This window comes from Pseudomonas sp. NPDC087697, assembly GCF_044743155.1.
Taxonomy (GTDB): domain Bacteria; phylum Pseudomonadota; class Gammaproteobacteria; order Pseudomonadales; family Pseudomonadaceae; genus Aquipseudomonas.
On record NZ_JBIUVW010000006.1, the window covers coordinates 54,752 to 75,977 of the forward strand.

Sequence of the window (21,226 nt, forward strand, 5' to 3'; positions counted from 1 at the left end):
TGCGCCAAAAAATCGTCATCGTTTTGTAACTTTCTGACAGTGATACTCAGGCCATTCAACGCCTACTGTTTTTTTTGCTGCCACTTCAGGCAGCTTTTTTTTTGCCTGATCATTTTGGCAGCAGCTTTGCCAAGTCAACCAAAATGGTCATGCCAGGAACCTGGGATCACCAAATTCCACTCTGTATATTTTCACTATCTAGAAGGAAAAAAGATCTGTACCCGCAGCCCCAAGCCATTTGGGGCTGCATCCAGTACGACCTGAGCTCCGTGCTGTTCTGCAATCGTTTGAACAATTGAAAGCCCCAGTCCGCTACCAGAGCCTGTTTGATTGTTGCCTCGATAGAATCGCTCTAGCACCCGCTCACGATCCACTGCACTTATTCCTGGGCCGTTGTCGCATACCTCAAGCACGACACCTTGGTCTGTATCGCGTACTGCCACGTCAATCTTTGCGTGGGCACCCGCGTAACGAATGGCGTTGTCGACCAGGTTATTGAGCAAGATACGTAGCGTTTCGGGATTCCCGGTAATGCTGGCTGCCGTACTCTCGGCTAGCCCGAGATCGATACCGGAAGCTTCAGCCCTACGAACCTGATCACCGATCACCGATTTGCATAGCGCGGATAATTCGACGCTCTGCATGACTGGCGATTGCGCGTCAGGCTCCAAACGAGCCAAGGTCAACAACTGTTGTGTCAGATGAGTAAGACGTGTGACGCCCGCCTGTACCTCTGACAGCGATACCTGCCGGTCTTCATCCTGAGTGGCCCGCTGTGCCAACTCCACTTGAATGCTGAGTGCTGCCACTGGGGTGCGTAGCTCGTGCGCGGCATCAGCGATGAAGTGTTTTTGCATGGTGAAGGCATTCGCCAGACGTTCCAGCAAATCGTTGAGGGCATCGACCAGAGGTTTGACTTCGCCAGGCAACTCTTTCGAAGCGATCGGCTGCAGGCTATTCACGTTGCGCTCCGACAGTTCTGTCGCCACTGTTCGCAGGGGTTTGAGCCCGTAGCTGATACCCAACCACAAGAACAGGGCCAGCAAGGGAATCAGTGATACCACTGGCCACAGCAGGTGCACGGCTAGACCGGCGAGTTCTTCCCAGCGTTGATTTTGTGCTTGAGCCACCCGGATAAACTTGTCGCCACGCTCGCTGACGAACGTGTGCCAGGTTTGATCCCCGACCTGAACATCGCTCAGTCCAGTTTGCTGCGGTGGTGGCAGCGTGAGCGCGGAGTTGGTCGTAAAACTCAAGGCTCCTGCGCTCCAAACCTGAAGCAATACTTCGTCAGCATTATCATCACTGAGCGGACTGGGTTTCTTGCCTGTATCCGTCAGTACAACACGCTCACCAGGATCCACATTGATGTGTTCTGCGAGGTAACGCATTTGGTCGTTGAGCAGATCATCCAGTTCAAGGACGGCCCCCCAATAGGTGCCGATACTTGCCAGCAGTCCAGCCAGAAAAGTGGCTGGCAGCAGCCATAACAGCAGACGCCGACGGAGCGAACTCATGCGTCCTCTCCAATGTGGTAACCAACCCCTCTGACGGTTCGGATCACCTGCGCACCAAGCTTTTTGCGAAGATTATGGATATGAACTTCCACCGCGTTGCTACCAACCTCGTCACCCCAACCATACAGACGATCCTCCAGCTGCTCACGCGATATCACCGCATCCGGCTCTTTCATCAGTTCGTGCAGCAATGCATATTCTTTCGCCGATAAGCTGACAGGCTCATTGCGCAACCACAGCAGGTGCCGTACCGGATCAAGCCGCAACGGGCCACCCCGAAGCTCCGTCTGCACACGCCCGGATTGACGGCGACTGACGGCGCGGATGCGTGCAACCAGCTCCTCGATAGCAAACGGTTTAACCAGGTAATCGTCAGCGCCCTGATCAAGACCCGCCACCCGATCTGGAAGCGAATCGCGGGCAGTGATTATGATTACCGGTAAGGTCTCGTCGTGTTGACGCAGAACCTTGAGCACATCCATTCCATCCTGGCGCGGAAGTCCCAGGTCGAGTAGCAGCAACGCATATGGAGTGGTTTCCAAAGCGAGTACGGCGGCCTTCCCGTCCGTGACCCAATCCACTGTGTACCCTTCCTGGCGCAAGCCTTTTTGCAAGCCACTGCCGATCATCGGGTCGTCTTCTGCCAGTAATATTCGCATCGCCTGGTCCCTCTCCTCGCATCAGCGGTTCGTGCTGCAGTGTGCCGAAGTCTTGACTCTGCGCCTATCCAATCAAAGCCATAGTGCACCTGAACTACACGCAGCTTCGCCACCATCACTACTGACGTAATCCAATCGCCATGATAACGAGCATTAAGGGCTTTTCAATCGCGCGGCACAAGAATAATGTAGAGAAACAAACTATTTTTGAATGTATCTCTACATGAAAAATTGGCTCACGTTAATCCTCGGCTTACCCACCGCAAATGCCACCGAGCGCATGCGAGCCTGGCGGGCCCTGAAAGCCTCTGGAGCGGCGGTGTTACGCGATGGTGCCTATCTGTTGCCGGACACCAGCGCCTGTCGTGAAGCGCTGGCCTCTGTCGAGCGCGATATTCTGGCCATCAATGGCACTGCCTACGTCCTGCCTGTCGTCGACCCCAATGGCGAACGCTTCGTAGAGCTGTTCGACCGTAGCGATGAGTACAGCAAGCTTGGCGCTGAGATCGAAGCCTGCCGTGCACAGCTCAATACCGAGAATGCACTGGTGACCACCAGGCAGATTCGAAAACTGCGCAAAACCTACGAACAGCTGACCACTATTGATTACTTTCCCGGCAAGCCGAAGCAGCAAATCGACTCGGCTTTGCAGGAACTTGAGACCGCTGTCAGTAGAGCGTTGTCTGCGGACGAACCCCATAGCCACGACCAGCCAATCGTGCCGCTGAGTCTCGGTGACTTTCAGGGTCGCGTATGGGCAACACGTCAGCGGCCTTGGGTTGACCGACTCGCCTGCGCGTGGCTGATTCGACGCTTCATTGACCCACACGCTCAGATCCTCTGGTTGAACAGTCCACAGGACTGTCCGACCGATGCGCTGGGTTTTGACTTCGATGAGGCAACCTTCAGTCATGTCGGCAACCGTGTGACCTTCGAAACCCTGCAAGCCAGTTTTGAAATCCAGGAGCCCGGTCTGGGCCGCATTGCTGCCCTGGTGCACTACCTCGATGTCGGGGGGATCCAGCCAGTGGAGGCTGCCGGCATCGAACGGGTGCTGGCCGGGCTACGCGAAACCATTACTCATGACGACCACTTGCTGGCTGCTGCGAGCGCCATCTTCGACGGCCTGCTCGCAGCGTTTGTGAAAGAGGAACAACCCAATGACTAAGGTTTCTCCATCACTCGTTGAAGAGGATCTGCCCAGACCGGAGGCGATCAGTTTCCGCGAGGCGTTCTGGTTCTGGCTCAAGCTCGGTTTCATCAGTTTCGGCGGGCCGGCAGGACAGATCTCGATCATGCACCAAGAGTTGGTCGAGCGGCGGCGCTGGATCTCCGAACGGCGCTTTCTGCACGCCCTCAACTACTGCATGTTGCTGCCGGGGCCGGAGGCTCAGCAGTTGGCGACCTACATCGGCTGGCTGATGCATCGCACCTGGGGTGGCGTCATCGCTGGGGGGCTGTTTGTGCTGCCCTCGCTGTTCATCCTGATCGCCTTGTCCTGGATGTACATCGCCTTTGGCGACGTGCCGGTGGTGGCTGGGCTTTTCTATGGGATCAAACCCGCCGTGACCGCCATCGTCGTACAGGCGGCTCATCGAATCGGTTCACGAGCACTGAAGAACAATTGGCTGTGGGCCATAGCGGCGGCGTCGTTCGCGGCGATATTTGCATTTGATGTTCCCTTTCCGCTGATCGTGCTGAGTGCGGCGTTGCTCGGCTACCTTGGTGGCCGTTTTGCTCCCGAGAAGTTCAGAACCGGGGGCCACAGCGCCGCCAAAAAATCCTATGGCCCGGCCTTGATCGATGACGACACTCCGTCCCCCGACCATGCCCGGTTCAGCTGGTTGAGACTGGCGCTGCTGGCACTCATCGGCGCAGCGCTGTGGGCGCTACCGATGGGAGTCTTGACCACACTCTTCGGCTGGCAAGGCACCTTGACCCAGATGGGCTGGTTCTTTACGAAGGCGGCGCTGCTGACCTTTGGCGGTGCCTATGCAGTGCTCCCGTATGTCTACCAGGGCGCGGTTGGTCACTATGGGTGGTTGACCCCGACACAAATGATCGATGGCCTGGCCTTGGGTGAAACCACACCGGGGCCGCTGATCATGGTGGTAGCTTTCGTCGGCTTTGTCGGCGCCTATGTCTCGCAGGTATTCGGTGCCGATCAGGTATTTCTGGCGGGTGCCCTCGCGGCCACACTGGTGACCTGGTTCACCTTCCTGCCTTCGTTCCTGTTCATTCTCGCCGGTGGTCCGCTGGTGGAGGCGACTCACAACGAACTCAAGTTCACCGCGCCGCTTACCGGGATTACTGCGGCGGTAGTTGGGGTGATTCTCAATTTGGCGGTGTTCTTCGGCTATCACGTGCTGTGGCCCAAAGGGTTCAGCGGCACCCTTGATTGGCCCTCTGCGCTGATCGCCATTGCAGCAACGATTGCCTTGTTTCGCTTCAAGCGTGGCGTCATTCAAGTACTGATGGCCTGTGCGCTCATTGGTTTGGCAGTGCATCTACTGCGCTAGCGGGCGTACGGCGATCAATAGCACTCTGGCAGGCATTGGGCCTGCCGGATCATCCAGCCTACTGAGCTAGGCAGGAGGTGTTCCATGAGGTGGATTACCCGTGAACGACCCAAGATTGATCGCATCGCTTGTCCTTGGCTGATCACTCATTTTATCGATCCACAGGCCGAGTTCTTGTACGTGCCCAGCAGAGAGGTTCTGCGGATTGCCGCCGAGATAGACGCAACGCCTTACGACATTCCGGGCGTTGAGCTTTCCCACGTAGGTGAGCTGTGCAGCTTTGATGCGTTCCTGAAAAAGTACCAACTCAGTGATCCTGCCTTACAGCATTTGGCCAAAATCGTGCGCGGGGCAGATACTTCCCGCCTGGATCTGACACCACAATCGGCTGGGCTGTACGCGATTTCACTGGGGCTATCGCAGCGTTATGCCGATGATCACGAAATGCTCGTACAGGGTTTGATTATGTATGACGCGCTGTATGCCTGGTGCAAGGAGTGTCAGGCCGAAACGCATAACTGGCCTCCGCAGATGTGAAGCGCTCAGTTCAGACAGAAGTCCAGTTCTCGACTGAGCTTCTGTCTGAATGGCTGTGGTAGTCAGCATGCTCGTAACTCTACGTCCTTGAAATCAGAACTTCTGAGCAAGGGCCGCTAGGGGTTGTTCGACTGATGTGCCCCCCAGAGTCAACCTTAAGGTGGATTTAAGGAAGCAACCACTATGGTGCGTATCACTCGCACCGTGATCACAACGTGGTGCTTCCTAGTCTCCTGAACGGGTCTCCCCATGGAAGAGCTCAATCACTTCGCGAAGCTCTGCGCGCTCCGCCACTTTGTCCTCAAAGAAAATGCGAATGCATAAACATTTTTTTATCACTGTGGCAGTGCTGCTCACCGGCTGTGCGAGTTATCAACCGCAACCCCTGGTGCCTCAGAAAATGATGGCTGCCTATGAAGAGCGCTCTCTGACTAACCCAGAGCTTCAGCGCTTCATAACAGCGCGCCTCCCCAAAACCACTAGCGCCTGGGATCTGAGTAAATTAACTCTGGCAGCCTACTACTACAGTCCTGAGCTGGACGCGGTACGCGCCAGGTTTGCTAACGGTGAGGCGGCAACAGAAACGGCTAATCAACGACCCAATCCGTCCTTGTCGTTGCCACTGCAGTACGCCGATCAGCCGATAAAACCGTGGACGTATGGACTGGCCCTCGACATCCCGATTGAAACTGCCGGTAAGCGTGGCTATCGAGTGGCGCAAGCGCAACAGCTCTCAGACGCTGCCCGTCTCAATATCGGTCAAACCGCCTGGCAAATCAGGAGTCGTCTTCGCGGCGCGTTACTCGACCTTTACGCCGCCAGCCAGCACCACGCGATTATCGAGCGTCAGGTCGACATCCAGCAGAACATAGTCACCATGCTGCAGAAGCAGCTTTCGTTGGGGTCGGCCTCGACGTTCGAATTGAGCCAGGAGCAGATCATTCTGGAGCGTGATCGTAGCGACTTGGCTAATAGCGAAAAACTGATGCTGGACGCCAAAGCACTGATCGCTCAGACCATTGGGATTCCTCTCAGGGCTCTTGACCCCATCAGGCTAGACCTGAGTGAATTCGAGAGCCTGACCCCGCAGATCCCTGATAACACCGCCCGCCGCCAAACCATTCTGAATCGCACTGACATCCTGGGTGCCCTGGCCGAGTACGAAGCGAGCCAAGCCGCTCTCCAACTGGAAGTTGCACGGCAATATCCGAACCTGTCACTCGGGCTCGGATACTCGTTCGACCAAGGGGTGAACAAGTACAGCGTTACACCGGCAGGCATCACCCTCCCCCTGTTCAACCGCAATGAGGGGCCTATCGCGGAGGCCGAAGCGCACCGCAAGGAAGCTGCCCTCCACGTTGAAGCTCTTCAAGACCAAGCGATCAATCAGACCGACAGCGCTCTGCAGCACTATCACCTGGCCACGCAAAACCTGGCGCTCATCGACACCCAGGGGACGACCCGAACAGCAGCCTTTCAAGCTGATCAACATTCCTTTGATTTAGGCGCGATTGACCGACTGGCGCTATCACGGTCACGCCGTGCCGTGAATGTCGATGCTATGAACCACGTGGATGCAGTGGTTCAACTCCAGCAAGCCATCAGTCAACTTGAAAATGCCATCCAGCAACCACTCGATGGAATCTCACTTCACGCCCAGTCAACAGAGTCGGTCATTCGAAAATGAACACACCCTTTCGCAGCAAAACTTCTCGAATCACCCTGGCGGTGGTAGCCGTTGTCGGATTAGGCGCTTTAGGTTTTTTCTCTTATCAAGCCATGCAGGTCGCGCCTGTAACTGCGGTAGCGCCCCCTACACGGGTCACCACCGAAGGCGGTTTGACCATCGTCACGTTGGATGAAACGACCCAGGCAATTAGTGGTATTCAGAGTGAACCAATCACTGCGTCCAGGCATCAAGTGGAACATCTGGCTTACGGCAGTGTGCTTGATGTGCAAGGGCTCAATGATCTGAGCACTCGTTACGCTATGGCTCAAGCAGACTCAGCGGCGGCACAGTCTGCCGCTTCGGCCTCGGGCCAGGAATATGAGCGCAACCTCGCGCTGTTCAAGGCTAACCAGAGCGTGTCCATGAAGCTGCTGCAAGCCTCACAAGTCACATGGAGTACAGACAAGACCAAGCTGCAAGCCGCGAGTGCCAACATGCAGTCGGTACGCAATAGCGCGCTCCAACAGTTTGGTGCGCCCTTGGCCGGCATGATCGGAGCGCAAGACGCCCCTCTATTGCATCGGCTGTTGAATCGCGAGGACATGCTTTTGCGCGTTGTCCTCCCCCTCGGTGACGATCTGACCGCGCCTGAACAGATCGCGATTGAGTCCAGCGAACATCATCGGGAAACGGCTCGGCTCATTTCAGTCTCGCCTCAAGTCGACGCTTCGACTGAAGGCCGTGCATACCTTTACCGAGCGGCGGCGACCCTGCCAGTCGGTAGCAAAGTCGTTGCCTATTTGCCGTTACCCACACCTACCAGCACCAGCCTCGTCATACCTGAGGCCGCCATCCTGTGGTTTGGCGGGCAACCGTGGGCGTATGTGCAAATTGCCAAAGACCGGTTTACCCGCCGTCCTGTCGCAGACCAACCCCCCTACAACAATGGGTACCTGGTCAGCACCGGGTTTGAGTCTGGTGATCGTGTCGTGGTGCAGGGTGCGCAACTGCTGTTATCCGAAGAACAGCGTCCGCCCATCACCGCATCAGCGTGCAAAGACCCCGAATGTGACGACTAACCGGACGGTAGCGAATACACCATGTTGAATTCAATTATCCGCTTTGCTGTGCGCTTCCGAGGGGTGGTTATCGCCCTCGCCTGTCTGCTGGCAGGTTATGGCCTCTACACCCTGACTCAGGCCCGGCAAGATGTTTTCCCCGAGTTCGCGCCACCGCTGGCGGTGATTCAAACCGAAGCCCCTGGGTTATCGTCCGAACAGGTTGAAATGTTGGTCACCCAGCCGGTCGAAAATGCCATGGGTGGCACCTTGGGGCTTGCGAGCATGCGATCCAAATCGCTGCCGGGGCTGTCAATGGTGACATTGACCTTCAAGGATGGGGCTGACATTTACCGCGCCAGACAACTGGCTGCGGAGCGGCTCAGTACGCTCGCCGGTATTCTCCCGCACGGGGTCAAAACACCCGCGCTATTGCCATTAACGTCATCAACCAGCGTCACCCTGGTCGCGGGTATTACCTCGGACACCCGCTCGCTGATGGAGATGCGCACACTGGCGGAATGGACAATCAAACCGCAATTGTTGCGCGTGCCCGGAGTGGCGGACGTGATCGTATTCGGCGGCGATCTCAAACAGTTTCAGATTCAGGCGGATCCCAAAAAACTGGTGCAATACGGTTTATCTCTGCAAGACGTGTTGAGCGCGGCCCAGCGTGCAACCGGGGTTAGAGGCGCGGGTTTTCTGGAAACCGCTAACCAGCGCATCGTCTTGAATACCGAGGGTCAAACCGTTACACCCGCGCAGTTGGCGCAAACGGCGCTCAACTACCAGAAGGGTATCGCCGTACGCTTGGGCGATGTCGCCACGATAGCCTATGGGCCTGCTGCCGCAGTGGGTGCGGCGGCAATCGAGGGAACGCCTGCGGTGTCGCTGATGGTGGAAAGCCAATATGGCGCCGACATGATGAGCGTTTCCAGTAGTGTGGAACGCGCCCTGGACAGCTTGAAACCTGCGCTCGAAGCGGAACAGGTGAGCCTGCATCCGGACATCTTCCGCCCAGCCAAATTTATTGAAACCGCGATTGGTCACCTGCAAACGGCACTGCTGTTGGGAGGCGTGCTGGTTGTCCTAGTGCTGTTTCTGTTCTTGCTCAATATCCGCACCGCAATCATCTCGGCTACCGCGATTCCGCTGTCCTTGTTAACGGCGGTGATCGTGCTCCATCACTTCGGTGTGAGTCTCAACACCATGACCTTGGGCGGTCTGGCCATTGCCTTGGGAGAGGTCGTGGACGATGCCGTGGTCGACGTGGAAAACATCTTCCGTCGGCTACGCCAGAATCAAGCGCTGGAGCGTCCCGTATCACCCGCCTTGGTGGTACTGCGCGCCTCATTCGAAGTCCGTAGTGCAGTGGTGTATGCCACCCTGGTTGTTGCGCTGATTTTCCTGCCTGTTCTGGCACTGTCAGGGATCGCCGGGAAACTGTTCGCGCCCTTGGGGCTCGCCTACATCCTGGCGATTTTGGCCTCCCTTGTGGTGGCCCTGACGGTCACGCCGGCGCTGGCGTTTATGTTGTTGACCAGCAAGCCACTTCAATCGCAAGAGCCAAAACTGGTGCAGCGACTGAAGGCGCGTTATCTGAAAATACTCGCGAGCATCGAGTCGCACTCTCGCTCAATCGTCTGGATGATCGTCATTCTCTGCACGGTGGCGGCCAGCGCGCTGCCGTTTTTTGGCGGCAACTTCATACCGGAATTGAAGGAAGGACATTACCTGATCCATATGGCACTGGCCCCCGGCTCCTCTTTGAGCGAATCCATGCGAGTGGGCGACCGTGTAGCGCAGGAGCTGAGCACAGTCTCCGGCGTGCGACTGGTGGCGCAACGCGCAGGGCGTGCCAGTGAAGTGGTCGATCCGACTGGCGTTCACGTCAGTGAGTTCGAAGTGGATTTGAACAGCTTGTCCGCCGCAGAGGAAACCCAGGTCGTGGCGCGTATTCAACAAGTGCTGGCCAGCTTCCCGGGTCTGACGACGTCGGTGAACACCTTCCTGACTGAGCGGGTCGACGAAAGCATCTCCGGCGTCACCGCGCCGGTCGTTATCAATGTCTTTGGCCCTGACCTGGATGTGCTGGACAGCAAAGCCCAGGAAATCGCCCAGGTAATAGGTCGAATCCCAGGCACCATTGGCCTGAGAGTCGAGTCCGCCCAACATGTACCGCAATTGACCATCAGGCTCCGGCCTGAGCAATTGACCCATTGGGGGTTCGAGCCGGTCGACGTGATGGAGGCGATTCAAGTGGCTTACGACGGCATGACCGCCAGCCAAATCTATCAGGGCAACCAGACTTATGACGTCACCGTCTCGTTGGCTCCCACGGCCCACCACAGTGTCGCGACAGTCGGTTCACTGCTACTGCGTAACAGAACCGGAACAACGGTGCCTCTCAATCAACTGGCCGTGATCACCCAAACCACCAGCCGTTACCAAATCATGCACAGCGGTGGCCAACGCCTGCAAACAGTCTCGACCGCCGTACATGGCCGGGCGGTGAGTGACTTCGTTCAGGAGGCTCAACGGCTGATTAACAAGGAGGTCACCCTACCCAAGGGAACCTACGTCTTGTTTGCTGGAGAGGAGCAGGCGCGTGCGCAATCGCAACAGGACTTACTGGTTTACACAGGGGCTGCCATCATTGGGATCATGCTGCTTTTGTTCCTTGCCCTGAAAAGCCTGCGTGCGCTGGTCCTGGTCCTCGTGAACCTGCCCTTCGCCCTGGTAGGCGGTGTGTTGACCGTGTTGGTGTGTGGTGGGAATTTGTCATTGGGATCGCTGGTCGGGTTTGTCACCCTGTTCGGTATCACGCTGCGCAACTCCATCATGCTCGTCTCGCATTACTCAAACCTGGTGAATGAAGAAGGCATGACATGGGGTCCGGAAGCGGCTCGAAGAGGTGCCGCCGAGCGACTGGTACCGATCCTGATGACAGCCGTGGTGACCGCTTTGGGACTGCTGCCTCTGGCGCTCGCCAGTGGCGCTGCTGGCAATGAAATCGAAGGGCCCATGGCTATCGTTATCCTGGGTGGGTTAGTGACCTCGACTGCACTCAATCTATTGGTGTTACCAACGTTGGCTTTGCATTTTGGACGCTTTGAAAAGCGCACCGAGGAGTTTCCCGCTGACGTCGCACCTGCGTCATAACGGTTGTGCGACTTATCGGGAAGACACGTACATTGATCGCCTAACCAACAACATTGCATAGGCAGCCCGCGAATGATGACGTCCCTGGTCTCATCGGTCATCGAGTTCCTAACGGCGCATCCGCATGTCGCCTATCTGACGGTGTTTCTTCTGGCACTTTCCGAGTCAATCCCGATCATCGGGGCCGTCGTTCCAGGCACGGCCGTGATCCTCGCGCTCAGTGCCTTGGTGCCGAGTGGCGTGTTATTGCTCTGGCCGTTGCTGGTCGCCGCCACGTCAGGTGCTATCGCTGGTGATGGTCTTTCGTTCTGGCTCGGGCATCGATACCACCGCGAGATTCTTGGTTTCTGGCCATTGAACCGTCACCCTGAACTGATTCAGCGCAGCGAGGCCTTTTTCGAGCGTCACGGTGCCAAGAGTGTGTTTCTCGCGCGCTTCGTACCGGGCGTCCGCGCCTTCATCCCGCTCCTCGCCGGCATGATGGGAATGGCGGTCAGTCGGTTCTATGCGGTCAATGTTGCCTCGGCACTTGCTTGGGCTCCATCGCATATCCTGTCCGGTGTGCTCGTAGGCGCGACGTTCAGCATTCTCGGAGCGGCCGCCAAGCCGGTCGCGATCCTGCTGGTCGTTCTACTCGCGACGGGCTGGGCGCTCCTGCATATCGTGCGTTGGACGTTGCGTCGCGGCGTCCCTTACTTCATCGACGCAATGGGGCGGCTGCGGCGCTGGGCCGGCACCCACGACACTTGGCTGAGCCGCAGTCTCACCCATTTACTCGATCCTTCGCGGCCCGAAGCACGGATTCTCGCATTGTCGGCTGCGCTACTCGTCGGTGCAGCCTGGCTCTTCTTTGGCATCCTTGAAGATGTCGTCACCGGTGACCCGTTGCTGCTCGCAGACAGCGCGATATACCACGCTCTTCAAGATCTTCGTACAGCACTCGGCGATGCGGTGATGATCGCTATCACAGAACTTGGCGACACCACGGTCGTGGTGGCGGTCACGATTGTTGTCTTGCTGTGGCTCATGTACAAACGCGCCTGGCGTACCGCTGCCTATTGGCTGGTAGCGATTGCCGGTGCTTCGGCGCTCAACACGGTCATCAAAGTGGCATTGCATCGACCTCGACCCGGCGAGCTTCTCTACTCAGGGTGGAGCGCCTTTTCCTTCCCCAGCGGCCATAGCACGGTGAATGTCGTGCTCTATGGTTTCCTCGCCTTCCTCATCGCGCGTGAGATCCGCCCAGCATGGCGCCTCGTGGTCGCTCTCGGCGCAGCAACCCTGATATTTCTGATTGCCTTCTCGCGCCTCTACCTTGGTGCGCATTGGTTTTCCGACGTGCTCGGGGGGCTGGCATTCGGATCCGCGTGGCTGGCGCTGCTCGGACTGTGCTACCTGGGGCGACAAGCCGGACGCATTGAGCCAAAGGGCCTACTCGCCGCCGGATGTTCAGCACTGATTCTCGCCGGAGGATTCAATATCTATCGTAGCCATGCGACCGATAGCGACCGATACGCCGTCAACGTAAGAACTCCGTCCATGGCCGCCACCGATTGGTGGGCGTCGGGTTGGCAGCAACTGCCGGTGCGACGTATTGATCTGACTGGCGAGACGAATGAGCCACTGACGTTCCAGTGGGCCGGTGATCTGAAGGACTTGCAAAATGTCCTGCAGCACAACGGGTGGCGCAACTCGGCGGACTGGACACCGTTGAATGCCCTGAATTGGTTTTCCGTCCAGACCGATCCGGCAGCTCTTCCGGTTATTCCACTTTTCGCCAGTGGTCGCCTCCCCAGTCTGACGCTTGTTCGACCGAATAGTGGTAGCGCACTGACCAGCTCGCGCCTCGTGCTTCGAGTGTGGGTCGTCGATTTCGAGCTCACGAACGGGCGTACTTCATCGCTGTGGATGGGCTCGGTTGTCGAGGAGCGCTTCTATCATCCCCTGTCCCTCGTCACGTTGACGTCGACACAGCCTGGTGTGAATGCACCACGGGGCACGCTAGCTGCCGCTTTTGACGGTGCGCGGCTCCTCTCTCGAACCGCAGGCACGGCAGATGTGGATTGGGATGGCCAGGTCCTGTTAGCTCGCCACGGTAAGACACAGAAAACAATGTCCGACTGATCGCGGCGAAGGATTGACTGTCAGGATCCATCGCGCGATGAGCGCCGTTTTCAGGGATAGTTTCTGATAGCTCGTGATTCATCGCCACGCAGGTGCCGCAGACGCTGGCTCAGCGACAGCACCCAAACGAAGAACACCGGCACCCACAAAACCCCGAGCACCGTTGCCGCCAGCATTCCGCCAATCACGCCGGTACCGATGGCACGTTGGCTGGCCGCGCCGGCGTCGGTGGCCAGCGCCAGTGGCACGACGCCGAGGATGAAGGCCAGATCTGGGTCGATCCCACACGACTGGTGGGTTACAACCTGTCGATGGCCGACGTGAGCAAAGCCATCGCTGCGCAAAACGTGCAAGTGCCCGCCGGCAGCATGGGTGAAAGCCTCGCCCAGGCGGCGGCCCAGGCCGCGCGCTTGCGGTTTCGGCCAATCGTCATGACAGATGCGCATGGCGCGCTCGGCCGTGTACATCTGCACCCGCCCAACCCCTGCCACTCGGCGAATCTCGTTGTTGATGCCTCGCGCCGCGTAGTCCGCCAGGCCGATAGAGTCCTGCTGCCCGTCGGTGTAGGACAGGGTGTAGATCATCAGGAAATTGGCGCGCACCTGCTCGACTTTCAGGCCTTGTTCGATCACGGCCCGAGGCACACCTGCGTGATCGATCTAGTGCCGGCTACGCAGTCTCCCGCAAGCGTCTTGGATGCAAATCCCTTCGATGTCAAAGACACCGATCGCACGACATCAAGTGTTGAACAGGTCGATCTTTGAGCGTGAGGCCCCCAGGCCCTGTACGAAAAGAGACTGACTCAATTCTGGACCTATTAGAGATAGACCGGGCATTCACATGCCCGGCTTTTGCTTGATGACAAATCCGTTCTGGATAAGATCGGGATATCAGCGCCTGACTTTCAAGACGCGCCTTTGCTGGGAACGCGTTGCGCTGGATCATAGAAGAATGTCTCCTCAGCGATCCGCTCGCCTTCCCAGCGCTGGTATGCAAGTTCTTCCATGTGAGTAGCCGTTCCATCAAGCCACTCAAAATGAAAGACCCAACGAATGACGACGTTATCCCCGCTCACGAACACTGGACGTACGCACTTCGACGACACAGATTTGGCTCGCGCCATGACTTTATGTTCGTTCGCCACGTGCGCGCTTCGCCCAATCCTTGGCGGAGCCTGGTTCTCCTGCATCGAAGAGTCCACGGTGTAAAACTCCTCACACGCCTGGGCATGTGCATTCTGTTCAACTCGCGCGATGAAGCGCTCAAGTGTCTCGGCAGTGGGCATATTTTTCTCGGGCGGATTAACGGGAAGTTTGACTAAGTATGGCCGGCGAACTCAGACAGGACTGGCGGTCGGCAATCAGAATAAACCCTACCGACAGCAACGCACAAAACGCACCCAATATGATCGATACCGAGTAGTTCTGGTAAAGGTCGAACAGCAGCCCTGCGGCGCTCCCTCCGATCAGGGCGGCCAGCCCGACCGAAATGTACAGTGCGCCCAGGATCGCCCCCAGATTCGCCGTGCCGAACCAGCTGGCAGCCACCGATGGATAGAGGGATATGCAGCCACCATTGGCCACGCCGAAACAAATGGCGAACAGCGCCAGCGTGACGAATGTATGGGCTCCGAGCCACAGGAGACTGAGCAGCGCCAGCGAGAAGGTCAGAACGATCAACAGGCGACGCACGCCCATCCGGTCACCGATACTCCCCAGAAACAACCGGCCGGCTACGTTGCCGACGCCGATCAGCCCAATCAACAAATTGGCCTGGGTGGCGGAAATGCCAAACTGGCGAGCGTAGGGGTTGATGTGCACAAGCGCGAGAAACAACCCGACCGAGCCCAAAAAAATCGCCCCGAAGTACCACCAGAATCGCCCCGTACTCGCGGCTTCGGCCAAGCGCATGCCGCTGGGGGCCGCCTGAGGCCCGCCGCTCGCCGAGGGGGCGAGGCCATCCGGCAAAAGGCCTAGCTCCTGGGGATTGCTCCTGACCAGCGACGCCACCAGCAGGCCAACGACAAGAATGGCTACGGCGAAGATCTGCATCGTCGACTCCCAGGAAAAGTGCTGCATCAACAGCCCGGCAGCTGTCGGTCCGACAAAAGTCCCGACACCGGTTCCCGCCAGCGCTATACCCGAAGCCTTGCTGCGGCTCTTGATGAACCAGCGCTGGACCGCTGCCACCGTCGGTACATACACCAGACCGACCCCCAATCCGACCAGGGAGCAGAAGCACACCAGGAACAGTTGCAACGAGCCGGAAGCAAGGCTACCGAGAAAAAAACCGAGCGCCAGAAAGATGATGCCGGCGCAGACCACGACCCGGGTCGAGATGCGATCCGCCAGAGATCCGGAAAAGACCCCTACCGCGTAGTAGATGAAGGCGGTCAGTGAAAACACCGATGCCACGGAAAAACGCCCCACATCGAAGTTGGACTGGATCTGCGAAAAAAACGCCCCGAAGGAGTAGGCGCCGCCAAAGATAAGTGCCAGCAGCAGATGTGCCGCGAACACTACGTACCATCCTGGAAATACTTTGGTTTTCATCACGGTTTGCTCTCGGATCTTTATGGCGCGGACGCGCCGGCATCATCAATGCCCCCCAGCTTCATCAGGTGTTCCCCGTACATATCCGTCAATGGTGGGCATATAGACTTGTACATACATGTATGCAACTTTGCGGCCAACCACTCTCCATTCGTCTTTGCCCAGGTACCCCAGAGCGCCTGAAAGCCGCACAACACACTGGATCAAATATAAAAAAGCGAAAAAAACAGCCCCCCACCCGATCTTTGGACTGGTGAGTCCTGAGGTATTTTTTTGCGCCACAGCGAGATATTAGGTAACAAGTTGCCGGGAATCGGTGCATGGCAGTGACAGCTGATATCTCGGTTATCCAGAAATACAAAAGTTAACATCCGGTTGCAGCACGAAGGCTGCCGCTTACCCCTCCTAGTTCGGGTCCAACAATCCGCCACTCCAGTTGCGCGACACCCGGGCTCCGGTGAATTTCGCCACCACCATGCCCTGAGGCACCAGCCGATCCCGATAGCGTGTCACCATCCGCCCCGCTTGCTCGGCACACAGCACCACTTCGGAAGACGGATCACCCGGCCGCCCCAGAATCCGCGCAAACCGCTGCCCTTCTTCGACGAAATCGCCCAGCTCTTTTTCAAAGACCAGCACCCCGGACTGCGGCGCGAGAATAGTCTCCATATGGCCCATTTCCATTGCCTCGACGGGCCAGTCACCGGGTGACAGCGCCTCATCGATTACCCCACAACCGCAAAGCCAGACGTACAGCCCCGCGGCATCCTGTTCGGCAAACCGATCGCTGACATCACCCTGCCCGCGCAATTCCAGCGTCGCCGCCAAGTGCTGGTCCGTGACGCCATCACGCAGCCAGGGCGCAATGATGGTTTCCTCGAAGGAGCCATCGCCACCTTCATCCCAGATGATCGCCACATCCATCTTCATCGCCGCCGCCAGTTCGCGGCCACGTGGCCAGAAACTGCGGTGAACGTAGAGGTACGGTATTGCCTCGTCATCGGTGTGCAGATCGAGCATTAAATCCGCCATGGCCGCCAGTTGTACCAGGCTTTTTTGCCATGCCTGGACATTGGTCGAAGGTCGGGCCATTGCTGTCGACTGGTCGAACGAACGGTTGAAGTTATGGCCGGTGGCGTCGTGAAACCGACCGAGAATTCGCCCTTGGCGAAACTGCCCGATGCCCAGGGGATTGGCCTGTGGCACCACTGTCACGCTGCCCTTGAGGCGGCCCTCGGCCTCGGCGACCTGAAGCCGCTGCATCAGCACATGCAAGACCAGCATCCCGGCGATTTCATCGGCATGTACCCCGGCCTGCAAGTGCACCTTCGGTCCGCTGCCATCGCCCTCAAAACGCCAGGCGCCGACCCGCACTGCGTCACCGTTATTGTTGCGAACACTGAACGAAATATCCTGCGCCATACACTTGCCCTCCCGTCATGACCGTTAAAACCCGATGCCGCCTTCACTGGAGATTGAACGCACGTTCAACTAAGCTCGCCCATCAGGATCTGCATCCAAGGACTGTCACGTGACCACCCCCTCTCCAAAAAACCGCCGCGCTGAACCCGACGAGCGCCGCGAAATGCTGATTGCCGCCACCATGCGTTGCCTGGTCCGCGACGGTCACGCCGGTATTTCCGTGCGTCGCATCGCCACCGAGGCCGGGGTGTCCGTCGGCCTGCTTAATCATCATTTCGGTACCATCGATGCACTGATCGCCGACACTTACCAAAAGCTCGCGAGCGAACTGACCACCGCCCTGCTCCAGGAAATCGAGCAGGCCGGCACGCCTGCCGAAAAGATGGACGCGTTCCTTACAGGCTCTTTTTCGCCCCGGGTCATGGACCCGCAATTGCTCGGAGTCTGGGTGGTGTTCTGGAGCCTGATCCGCCATTCCGAACACGTCAGCCAGTCCCACGAAAAAAGCTACCGCGCCTACCTCGATCTGCTCCGCCAACTGCTGGACGGACTGGCGGCAAGCGAAGGTTTCGTGATCCACGACACCCGCCTGGCCGCCATCGGCTTATCGGCGATGCTCGACGGACTCTGGATCGAATGGTGCCTGAACCCCGAAACCTTCAGCCCCGCCAACGGCCTCCATATCTGTCGTTGCTGGATAAAGGGATTGCGTCACGGAGCATTCAGCGCCAACGACGTCCTGTGACGGGTGGCGGCCAAAGATCATCGCCAGGGTGCCGCTGACTGCAATCAGCCCGGCACCGATCATCAGCGACACATCCATCAGCGTGCCCCAGACCAGGTTCGACAGCGCGAATGCCCAGATCAACCCGGTGTACTCAAACGGCGCCAGCAAGATCGCCGTGGCCCGCTGGAAACTGGCGAACAGCAGAAACTGCCCGATACCGCCGACCAGCCCGGCGCCAAGCATCCCCAGCCAGGCCGAGGTCGGCGATGGGGTATGGGTCCAGGGCAACGCCACCATCATGCAAATGACAAACACCACGTTGGTGATCAGCATCTGCTCCAACACTGAAGTCTGGTCATCTACCTGCCGCAACTGGATGTAGGTGAACGCCCAGCACATCGCCGCCAGCAGCGTCAAAACGATCGGCAACGGGTCGGCCATGTTGCTGGGGCGACAGGCAATGATCACGCCGACAAAGCCGATGATCAGGGTGAACCACTGCCAGCCGCTGGCACGTTCCTTGAGGATCACTGCCGCCAGCACCGTGACCATGATCGGTGCCGAGAAATACAGCGTGGTCATCTCCGCCAGAGTCAGGTCCCGGGCTGCCGTGTAATACAGCAGCCAGGCAACAATCGACAGTAACCCGCGCACCACCAGCAAGCGCCGGCTCGGCGAGCGCCAGGCCCGCTGAACCAGCCGCAGGCGTCCTGCCAGCAGACAGGCGAGCACCACCACGAGGCTGCGCCAGAACAGGATGCTGACCACCGAATAGTCGGCCACCAGCCACTTGATGCCCGCGTCCTGCAAGGCCAGGAACGCATAACCCAAGGTGCACAGGCCAATGCCCTGCAACGAACGGTCAACCCGTGGCGAGTTCATTACACCGACCTGCGCAGCGGCGTCCCGCGCCGCTCGGCAAAGGCGAACAGCGCCTCGATCAGGAACGTCAGGCAGACATACACCCCGGCCACCAGCAGCAACGGTTGATACACCTGCAAGGTCTGGGCACGGACCACGTTGGCGGCGCCCAGCAGGTCGATCACCGCGATGGTCGAGGCCAGCGCCGTGGACTTCAGCAACATCACGGTCTCTCCGGCCAATGTCGGCAACAGCAACCGCATGGCCCGGGGCAAGCGCACCCGCAGCAGGGACTGGCGCGGGGTCATGCCAAAGGCCGAGGCGGCTTCCATTTCCCCTTTTGGCACTGCCAGCAGGCCGCCGCGAATCACTTCGCCCACATAGGCGCCCACCGACAGCACCAGGGCGAACACGATGTACCAGTAACCGTCACGCAGATAAGGCCAGAGAAAACTGCCACGAATCAGCGGAAACTGCGCAAACAGGCTGCCAAGCCCGTAGTAGAAGATGTAGATCTGGATCAGCAAAGGTGTACCGCGCAGCACACTGGTGTAGAACAGGCTGGCCTTGGCGATCACTTTGTTCTTCGAGATCCGGGCCAGCGCCACCAGCACCGCCAGCACGAAACCGAACACACTGGCAATCAACAGAATGGTGATGCTCGTTTGCAGCCCTCGGCCCAACAGCGCCGCGTATTCAACTATCCATGCTGGAATCATTTCATTCACTCAGCCAAGGGCATCCAGCGACGAGTGCGTCGCTCAAGCCGTCCCGACAGGTAGTTGGACGCCAACGTCACCGCGTAGTACATCGCCGCGGCCGTGAGGTAGAACAACAGGTAGTGGCGCGTCGAACCCGCCCCTTGCTTGGCGGTATACAACAGCTCGTTGGTGCCGACCACGCTGATCAAGGCACTGTCCTTGATCAGGTTGATCCACAGGTTGGCCATCCCGGCCATCGCATAGGGCGCCATGATCGGCAGCGTTACCCGCCGGAACAGTCCGAACCCGCTCTGGCCGAATGCTCTTGCCGCCTCGATCTGGCCGAAGGGAATCGCCTGGATAGCCGCCCGAAAAATCTCCGAGGCGTAGGCGCCCTGCACCAATCCCAGCACCAGGATCGCCGCCAGAGGGCCGCTGACATTCACAGCGGAGTAACCCATCCGGGCCATCAGCGAATTGAGGAGCATGGAACCGACGTAGTACAGCAACAGGATCAGCAACAACTCCGGAACCGCCCGGAACAACGTGGTGTAGCCGCGCATCAGCGCCGCGATCGGTCTGGGGGCGCTCAACTTGAGGCAGGCCACCACCAGTCCGATGAACAGCCCGACCACAAAGGCCCCGGCCGATATCTGCAGGGTCATCCAGAGCCCCTTCAACAGCGCACCACCCCATCCTTGTTCGCTGAAATCGATCAACTCGAACATTGCTGGCATTTCACTCTCCCGTTATCGCAAACCAACCGCCTGCCGCGATCCCTGTGGGAGCGAGCTTGCTCGCGAAAAAACGCTAACGATAACGCGGGTTTTCTGATGAACCGCAGCGCACTGACGTCCATCGCGAGCAAGCTCGCTCCCACAAGAGGCCGTCGGCGCACCGTTTTCATTCGGGTGGCCGACGTCCGGTATTACTGTCAGAACGCGGGTTTCACGCTGGTCCCGAAGTAGCTCTGGGAGAGGTCGTCATAGTCCTTGCTTGCCAGCAACTTCTGGATCGCCTTGTCGAGATTGGCCTTGAGCTGAGTGTCATCCTTGCGCAGACCGGCGCCCACGCCTTTGCCGAAGATCGGGTCATAAGGCACCGTGCCCAGGTAGGCCAGGTCCTTGGCATCCGGCGTCTTGACGAATGCCGCCATGGCCGTGCCATCCGCCATCATCAGGTCGACACGACCGGCAATCAGGTCGGCGTTGGCCGAGTCCTGGGTGTCGTAATACTTCACTTCAGCAGTTTTTTCGTAGTAAGCCTTCAGGTAGCTGGCGCTCACCGTCGAGTTCTGCACCGCGATGATCTTGCCCTTGAGGTCATCCGGATACTTGTTCACAGCAGTGCCCTTGGGCCCGACAATCGCGATCGCCGAGTCATAGTAGGCCTTGCTGAACGCGATCTGTTTTTCGCGCTCTTCGGTCACGGACATGGAGGAGAAAATCACGTCGATCTTCTTCGCCAGCAGCGACGGGATGATCCCGTCCCACGCCACTTCCTTGATCTCGCACTCGGCTTTCATTTCGCTGCACAGCTTGTGGATCAGGTCGACTTCAAAGCCTTTCCATTCACCGTTGGCCTGCTTCTCGGTGTACGGCGGGTAGGGTTCTGCTGCGACCGCGAACCTGATCGGCTGCGCCTGTGCCGCACTCATACCGGCCAGCATTACGCAGGCCACGCCGGTTAACCAGTTTGCCAAACGTCGATTTCCCATG

The 21,226-nt window shown here is 58.3% G+C and carries 16 protein-coding genes and 4 pseudogenes; 9 read left to right on the plus strand and 11 right to left on the minus strand.

The window, feature by feature from the left end; genetic code table 11:
- Nucleotides 1-194 precede the first annotated feature (194 nt).
- Both ACIPIN_RS06670 and ACIPIN_RS06675 read right to left on the minus strand, forming a co-directional pair.
- Nucleotides 195-1,517, minus strand: a complete 1,323-nt coding sequence (locus ACIPIN_RS06670) for an ATP-binding protein (RefSeq protein WP_401116846.1) — start codon at nucleotides 1,515-1,517, stop codon at nucleotides 195-197.
- Complete coding sequence (locus tag ACIPIN_RS06675) at nucleotides 1,514-2,176, minus strand: response regulator (protein WP_401116848.1); 663 nt, start codon at nucleotides 2,174-2,176, stop codon at nucleotides 1,514-1,516. Before ACIPIN_RS06675 ends, ACIPIN_RS06670 begins: the two co-directional genes overlap by 4 nt.
- A gap of 223 nt (nucleotides 2,177-2,399) precedes the next feature.
- On the opposite strand from ACIPIN_RS06675, the gene ACIPIN_RS06680 reads away from it, so the two are divergent.
- The 7 genes from ACIPIN_RS06680 (at nucleotide 2,400) to ACIPIN_RS06710 (ending at nucleotide 13,245) form a co-directional block, all read left to right on the plus strand.
- Nucleotides 2,400-3,344: a chromate resistance protein ChrB domain-containing protein gene (locus ACIPIN_RS06680; protein ID WP_401116850.1), complete on the plus strand. Its 945-nt coding sequence runs from the start codon at nucleotides 2,400-2,402 to the stop codon at nucleotides 3,342-3,344.
- Nucleotides 3,337-4,695 carry a chromate efflux transporter gene (gene chrA, locus ACIPIN_RS06685; RefSeq protein WP_401116852.1) on the plus strand — a complete coding sequence of 453 codons (1,359 nt, stop codon included), beginning with the start codon at nucleotides 3,337-3,339 and terminating at the stop codon, nucleotides 4,693-4,695. Before ACIPIN_RS06680 ends, chrA begins: the two co-directional genes overlap by 8 nt.
- Nucleotides 4,696-4,779: 84 nt before the next feature.
- Nucleotides 4,780-5,232 carry a chromate resistance protein ChrB domain-containing protein gene (locus ACIPIN_RS06690; protein ID WP_401116854.1) on the plus strand — a complete coding sequence of 151 codons (453 nt, stop codon included), beginning with the start codon at nucleotides 4,780-4,782 and terminating at the stop codon, nucleotides 5,230-5,232.
- Between the two features lie 316 nt (nucleotides 5,233-5,548).
- Nucleotides 5,549-6,919, plus strand: a complete 1,371-nt coding sequence (locus ACIPIN_RS06695; RefSeq protein ID WP_401116856.1) for a TolC family protein — start codon at nucleotides 5,549-5,551, stop codon at nucleotides 6,917-6,919.
- Entirely contained in the window at nucleotides 6,916-7,980 is a 1,065-nt protein-coding gene (locus ACIPIN_RS06700; RefSeq protein ID WP_401116858.1) for a hypothetical protein, read from the plus strand. The genes ACIPIN_RS06695 and ACIPIN_RS06700 overlap by 4 nt, the downstream gene beginning before the upstream one ends.
- Before the next feature lie 21 nt (nucleotides 7,981-8,001).
- Nucleotides 8,002-11,121, plus strand: coding sequence for an efflux RND transporter permease subunit (locus tag ACIPIN_RS06705; RefSeq protein WP_401116860.1), 3,120 nt, complete (start codon nucleotides 8,002-8,004; stop codon nucleotides 11,119-11,121).
- A gap of 72 nt (nucleotides 11,122-11,193) precedes the next feature.
- Nucleotides 11,194-13,245, plus strand: a complete 2,052-nt coding sequence (locus ACIPIN_RS06710) for a phosphatase PAP2 family protein (RefSeq protein WP_401116862.1) — start codon at nucleotides 11,194-11,196, stop codon at nucleotides 13,243-13,245.
- 50 nt (nucleotides 13,246-13,295) lie between these two features.
- On the opposite strand, the pseudogene ACIPIN_RS06715 reads toward ACIPIN_RS06710, so the two are convergent.
- Nucleotides 13,296-13,514: pseudogene (locus ACIPIN_RS06715) on the minus strand (efflux RND transporter permease subunit); the annotation flags it as partial.
- Between ACIPIN_RS06715 and ACIPIN_RS06720 the strand changes: the two are divergent.
- Nucleotides 13,515-13,625: pseudogene (locus tag ACIPIN_RS06720) on the plus strand (efflux RND transporter permease subunit); the annotation flags it as partial.
- A 60-nt stretch (nucleotides 13,626-13,685) separates the two neighbouring features.
- Here the strand turns inward: ACIPIN_RS06720 and ACIPIN_RS06725 are convergent.
- The 4 genes and pseudogenes from ACIPIN_RS06725 to ACIPIN_RS06740 all read right to left on the minus strand — a co-directional run.
- Nucleotides 13,686-13,889 (minus strand): annotated as a pseudogene (locus tag ACIPIN_RS06725) (efflux RND transporter permease subunit); the annotation flags it as partial.
- A 260-nt stretch (nucleotides 13,890-14,149) separates the two neighbouring features.
- On the minus strand, nucleotides 14,150-14,530 hold the full coding sequence (locus ACIPIN_RS06730) for a hypothetical protein (protein ID WP_401116864.1): 381 nt from the start codon (nucleotides 14,528-14,530) through the stop codon (nucleotides 14,150-14,152).
- A gap of 16 nt (nucleotides 14,531-14,546) precedes the next feature.
- Nucleotides 14,547-15,797, minus strand: coding sequence for an MFS transporter (locus ACIPIN_RS06735; protein ID WP_401116866.1), 1,251 nt, complete (start codon nucleotides 15,795-15,797; stop codon nucleotides 14,547-14,549).
- Between the two features lie 405 nt (nucleotides 15,798-16,202).
- Nucleotides 16,203-17,219, minus strand: coding sequence for a succinylglutamate desuccinylase/aspartoacylase family protein (locus ACIPIN_RS06740; protein ID WP_401116868.1), 1,017 nt, complete (start codon nucleotides 17,217-17,219; stop codon nucleotides 16,203-16,205).
- A 181-nt stretch (nucleotides 17,220-17,400) separates the two neighbouring features.
- On the opposite strand from ACIPIN_RS06740, the pseudogene ACIPIN_RS06745 reads away from it, so the two are divergent.
- Nucleotides 17,401-17,868: pseudogene (locus ACIPIN_RS06745) on the plus strand (TetR/AcrR family transcriptional regulator); the annotation flags it as partial.
- Here ACIPIN_RS06745 and ACIPIN_RS06750 read toward each other — a convergent pair.
- The 4 genes from ACIPIN_RS06750 to ACIPIN_RS06765 all read right to left on the minus strand — a co-directional run bounded on the left by ACIPIN_RS06750 (nucleotide 17,824) and on the right by ACIPIN_RS06765 (nucleotide 21,225).
- Nucleotides 17,824-18,828 carry a DMT family transporter gene (locus ACIPIN_RS06750; RefSeq protein ID WP_401116870.1) on the minus strand — a complete coding sequence of 335 codons (1,005 nt, stop codon included), beginning with the start codon at nucleotides 18,826-18,828 and terminating at the stop codon, nucleotides 17,824-17,826. The pseudogene ACIPIN_RS06745 and the gene ACIPIN_RS06750 sit on opposite strands and share 45 nt — an antisense overlap.
- Nucleotides 18,828-19,526, minus strand: coding sequence for an ABC transporter permease (locus ACIPIN_RS06755; protein ID WP_401116872.1), 699 nt, complete (start codon nucleotides 19,524-19,526; stop codon nucleotides 18,828-18,830). The genes ACIPIN_RS06750 and ACIPIN_RS06755 overlap by 1 nt, the downstream gene beginning before the upstream one ends.
- A 5-nt stretch (nucleotides 19,527-19,531) precedes the next feature.
- On the minus strand, nucleotides 19,532-20,245 hold the full coding sequence (locus tag ACIPIN_RS06760; protein WP_401116874.1) for an ABC transporter permease: 714 nt from the start codon (nucleotides 20,243-20,245) through the stop codon (nucleotides 19,532-19,534).
- Nucleotides 20,246-20,442: 197 nt separating this feature from the next.
- Nucleotides 20,443-21,225, minus strand: coding sequence for a transporter substrate-binding domain-containing protein (locus tag ACIPIN_RS06765; RefSeq protein ID WP_401116876.1), 783 nt, complete (start codon nucleotides 21,223-21,225; stop codon nucleotides 20,443-20,445).
- Nucleotide 21,226: the final 1 nt, after the last annotated feature.

Bases quoted from the DNA above. Each gene is read 5' to 3' on its own strand.
- ACIPIN_RS06670 (WP_401116846.1), bottom strand. From the start codon at position 1,517: ATGAGTTCGCTCCGTCGGCGTCTGCTGTTATGGCTGCTGCCAGCCACT.
- chrA (WP_401116852.1), top strand. From the start codon at position 3,337: ATGACTAAGGTTTCTCCATCACTCGTTGAAGAGGATCTGCCCAGACCG.
- ACIPIN_RS06740 (WP_401116868.1), bottom strand. From the start codon at position 17,219: ATGGCGCAGGATATTTCGTTCAGTGTTCGCAACAATAACGGTGACGCA.
- ACIPIN_RS06675 (WP_401116848.1), bottom strand. From the start codon at position 2,176: ATGCGAATATTACTGGCAGAAGACGACCCGATGATCGGCAGTGGCTTG.
- ACIPIN_RS06695 (WP_401116856.1), top strand. From the start codon at position 5,549: ATGCATAAACATTTTTTTATCACTGTGGCAGTGCTGCTCACCGGCTGT.
- ACIPIN_RS06680 (WP_401116850.1), top strand. From the start codon at position 2,400: ATGAAAAATTGGCTCACGTTAATCCTCGGCTTACCCACCGCAAATGCC.
- ACIPIN_RS06690 (WP_401116854.1), top strand. From the start codon at position 4,780: ATGAGGTGGATTACCCGTGAACGACCCAAGATTGATCGCATCGCTTGT.
- ACIPIN_RS06755 (WP_401116872.1), bottom strand. From the start codon at position 19,526: ATGATTCCAGCATGGATAGTTGAATACGCGGCGCTGTTGGGCCGAGGG.
- ACIPIN_RS06760 (WP_401116874.1), bottom strand. From the start codon at position 20,245: ATGCCAGCAATGTTCGAGTTGATCGATTTCAGCGAACAAGGATGGGGT.
- ACIPIN_RS06705 (WP_401116860.1), top strand. From the start codon at position 8,002: ATGTTGAATTCAATTATCCGCTTTGCTGTGCGCTTCCGAGGGGTGGTT.
- ACIPIN_RS06765 (WP_401116876.1), bottom strand. From the start codon at position 21,225: ATGGGAAATCGACGTTTGGCAAACTGGTTAACCGGCGTGGCCTGCGTA.
- ACIPIN_RS06710 (WP_401116862.1), top strand. From the start codon at position 11,194: ATGATGACGTCCCTGGTCTCATCGGTCATCGAGTTCCTAACGGCGCAT.
- ACIPIN_RS06750 (WP_401116870.1), bottom strand. From the start codon at position 18,828: ATGAACTCGCCACGGGTTGACCGTTCGTTGCAGGGCATTGGCCTGTGC.
- ACIPIN_RS06730 (WP_401116864.1), bottom strand. From the start codon at position 14,530: ATGCCCACTGCCGAGACACTTGAGCGCTTCATCGCGCGAGTTGAACAG.
- ACIPIN_RS06700 (WP_401116858.1), top strand. From the start codon at position 6,916: ATGAACACACCCTTTCGCAGCAAAACTTCTCGAATCACCCTGGCGGTG.
- ACIPIN_RS06735 (WP_401116866.1), bottom strand. From the start codon at position 15,797: ATGAAAACCAAAGTATTTCCAGGATGGTACGTAGTGTTCGCGGCACAT.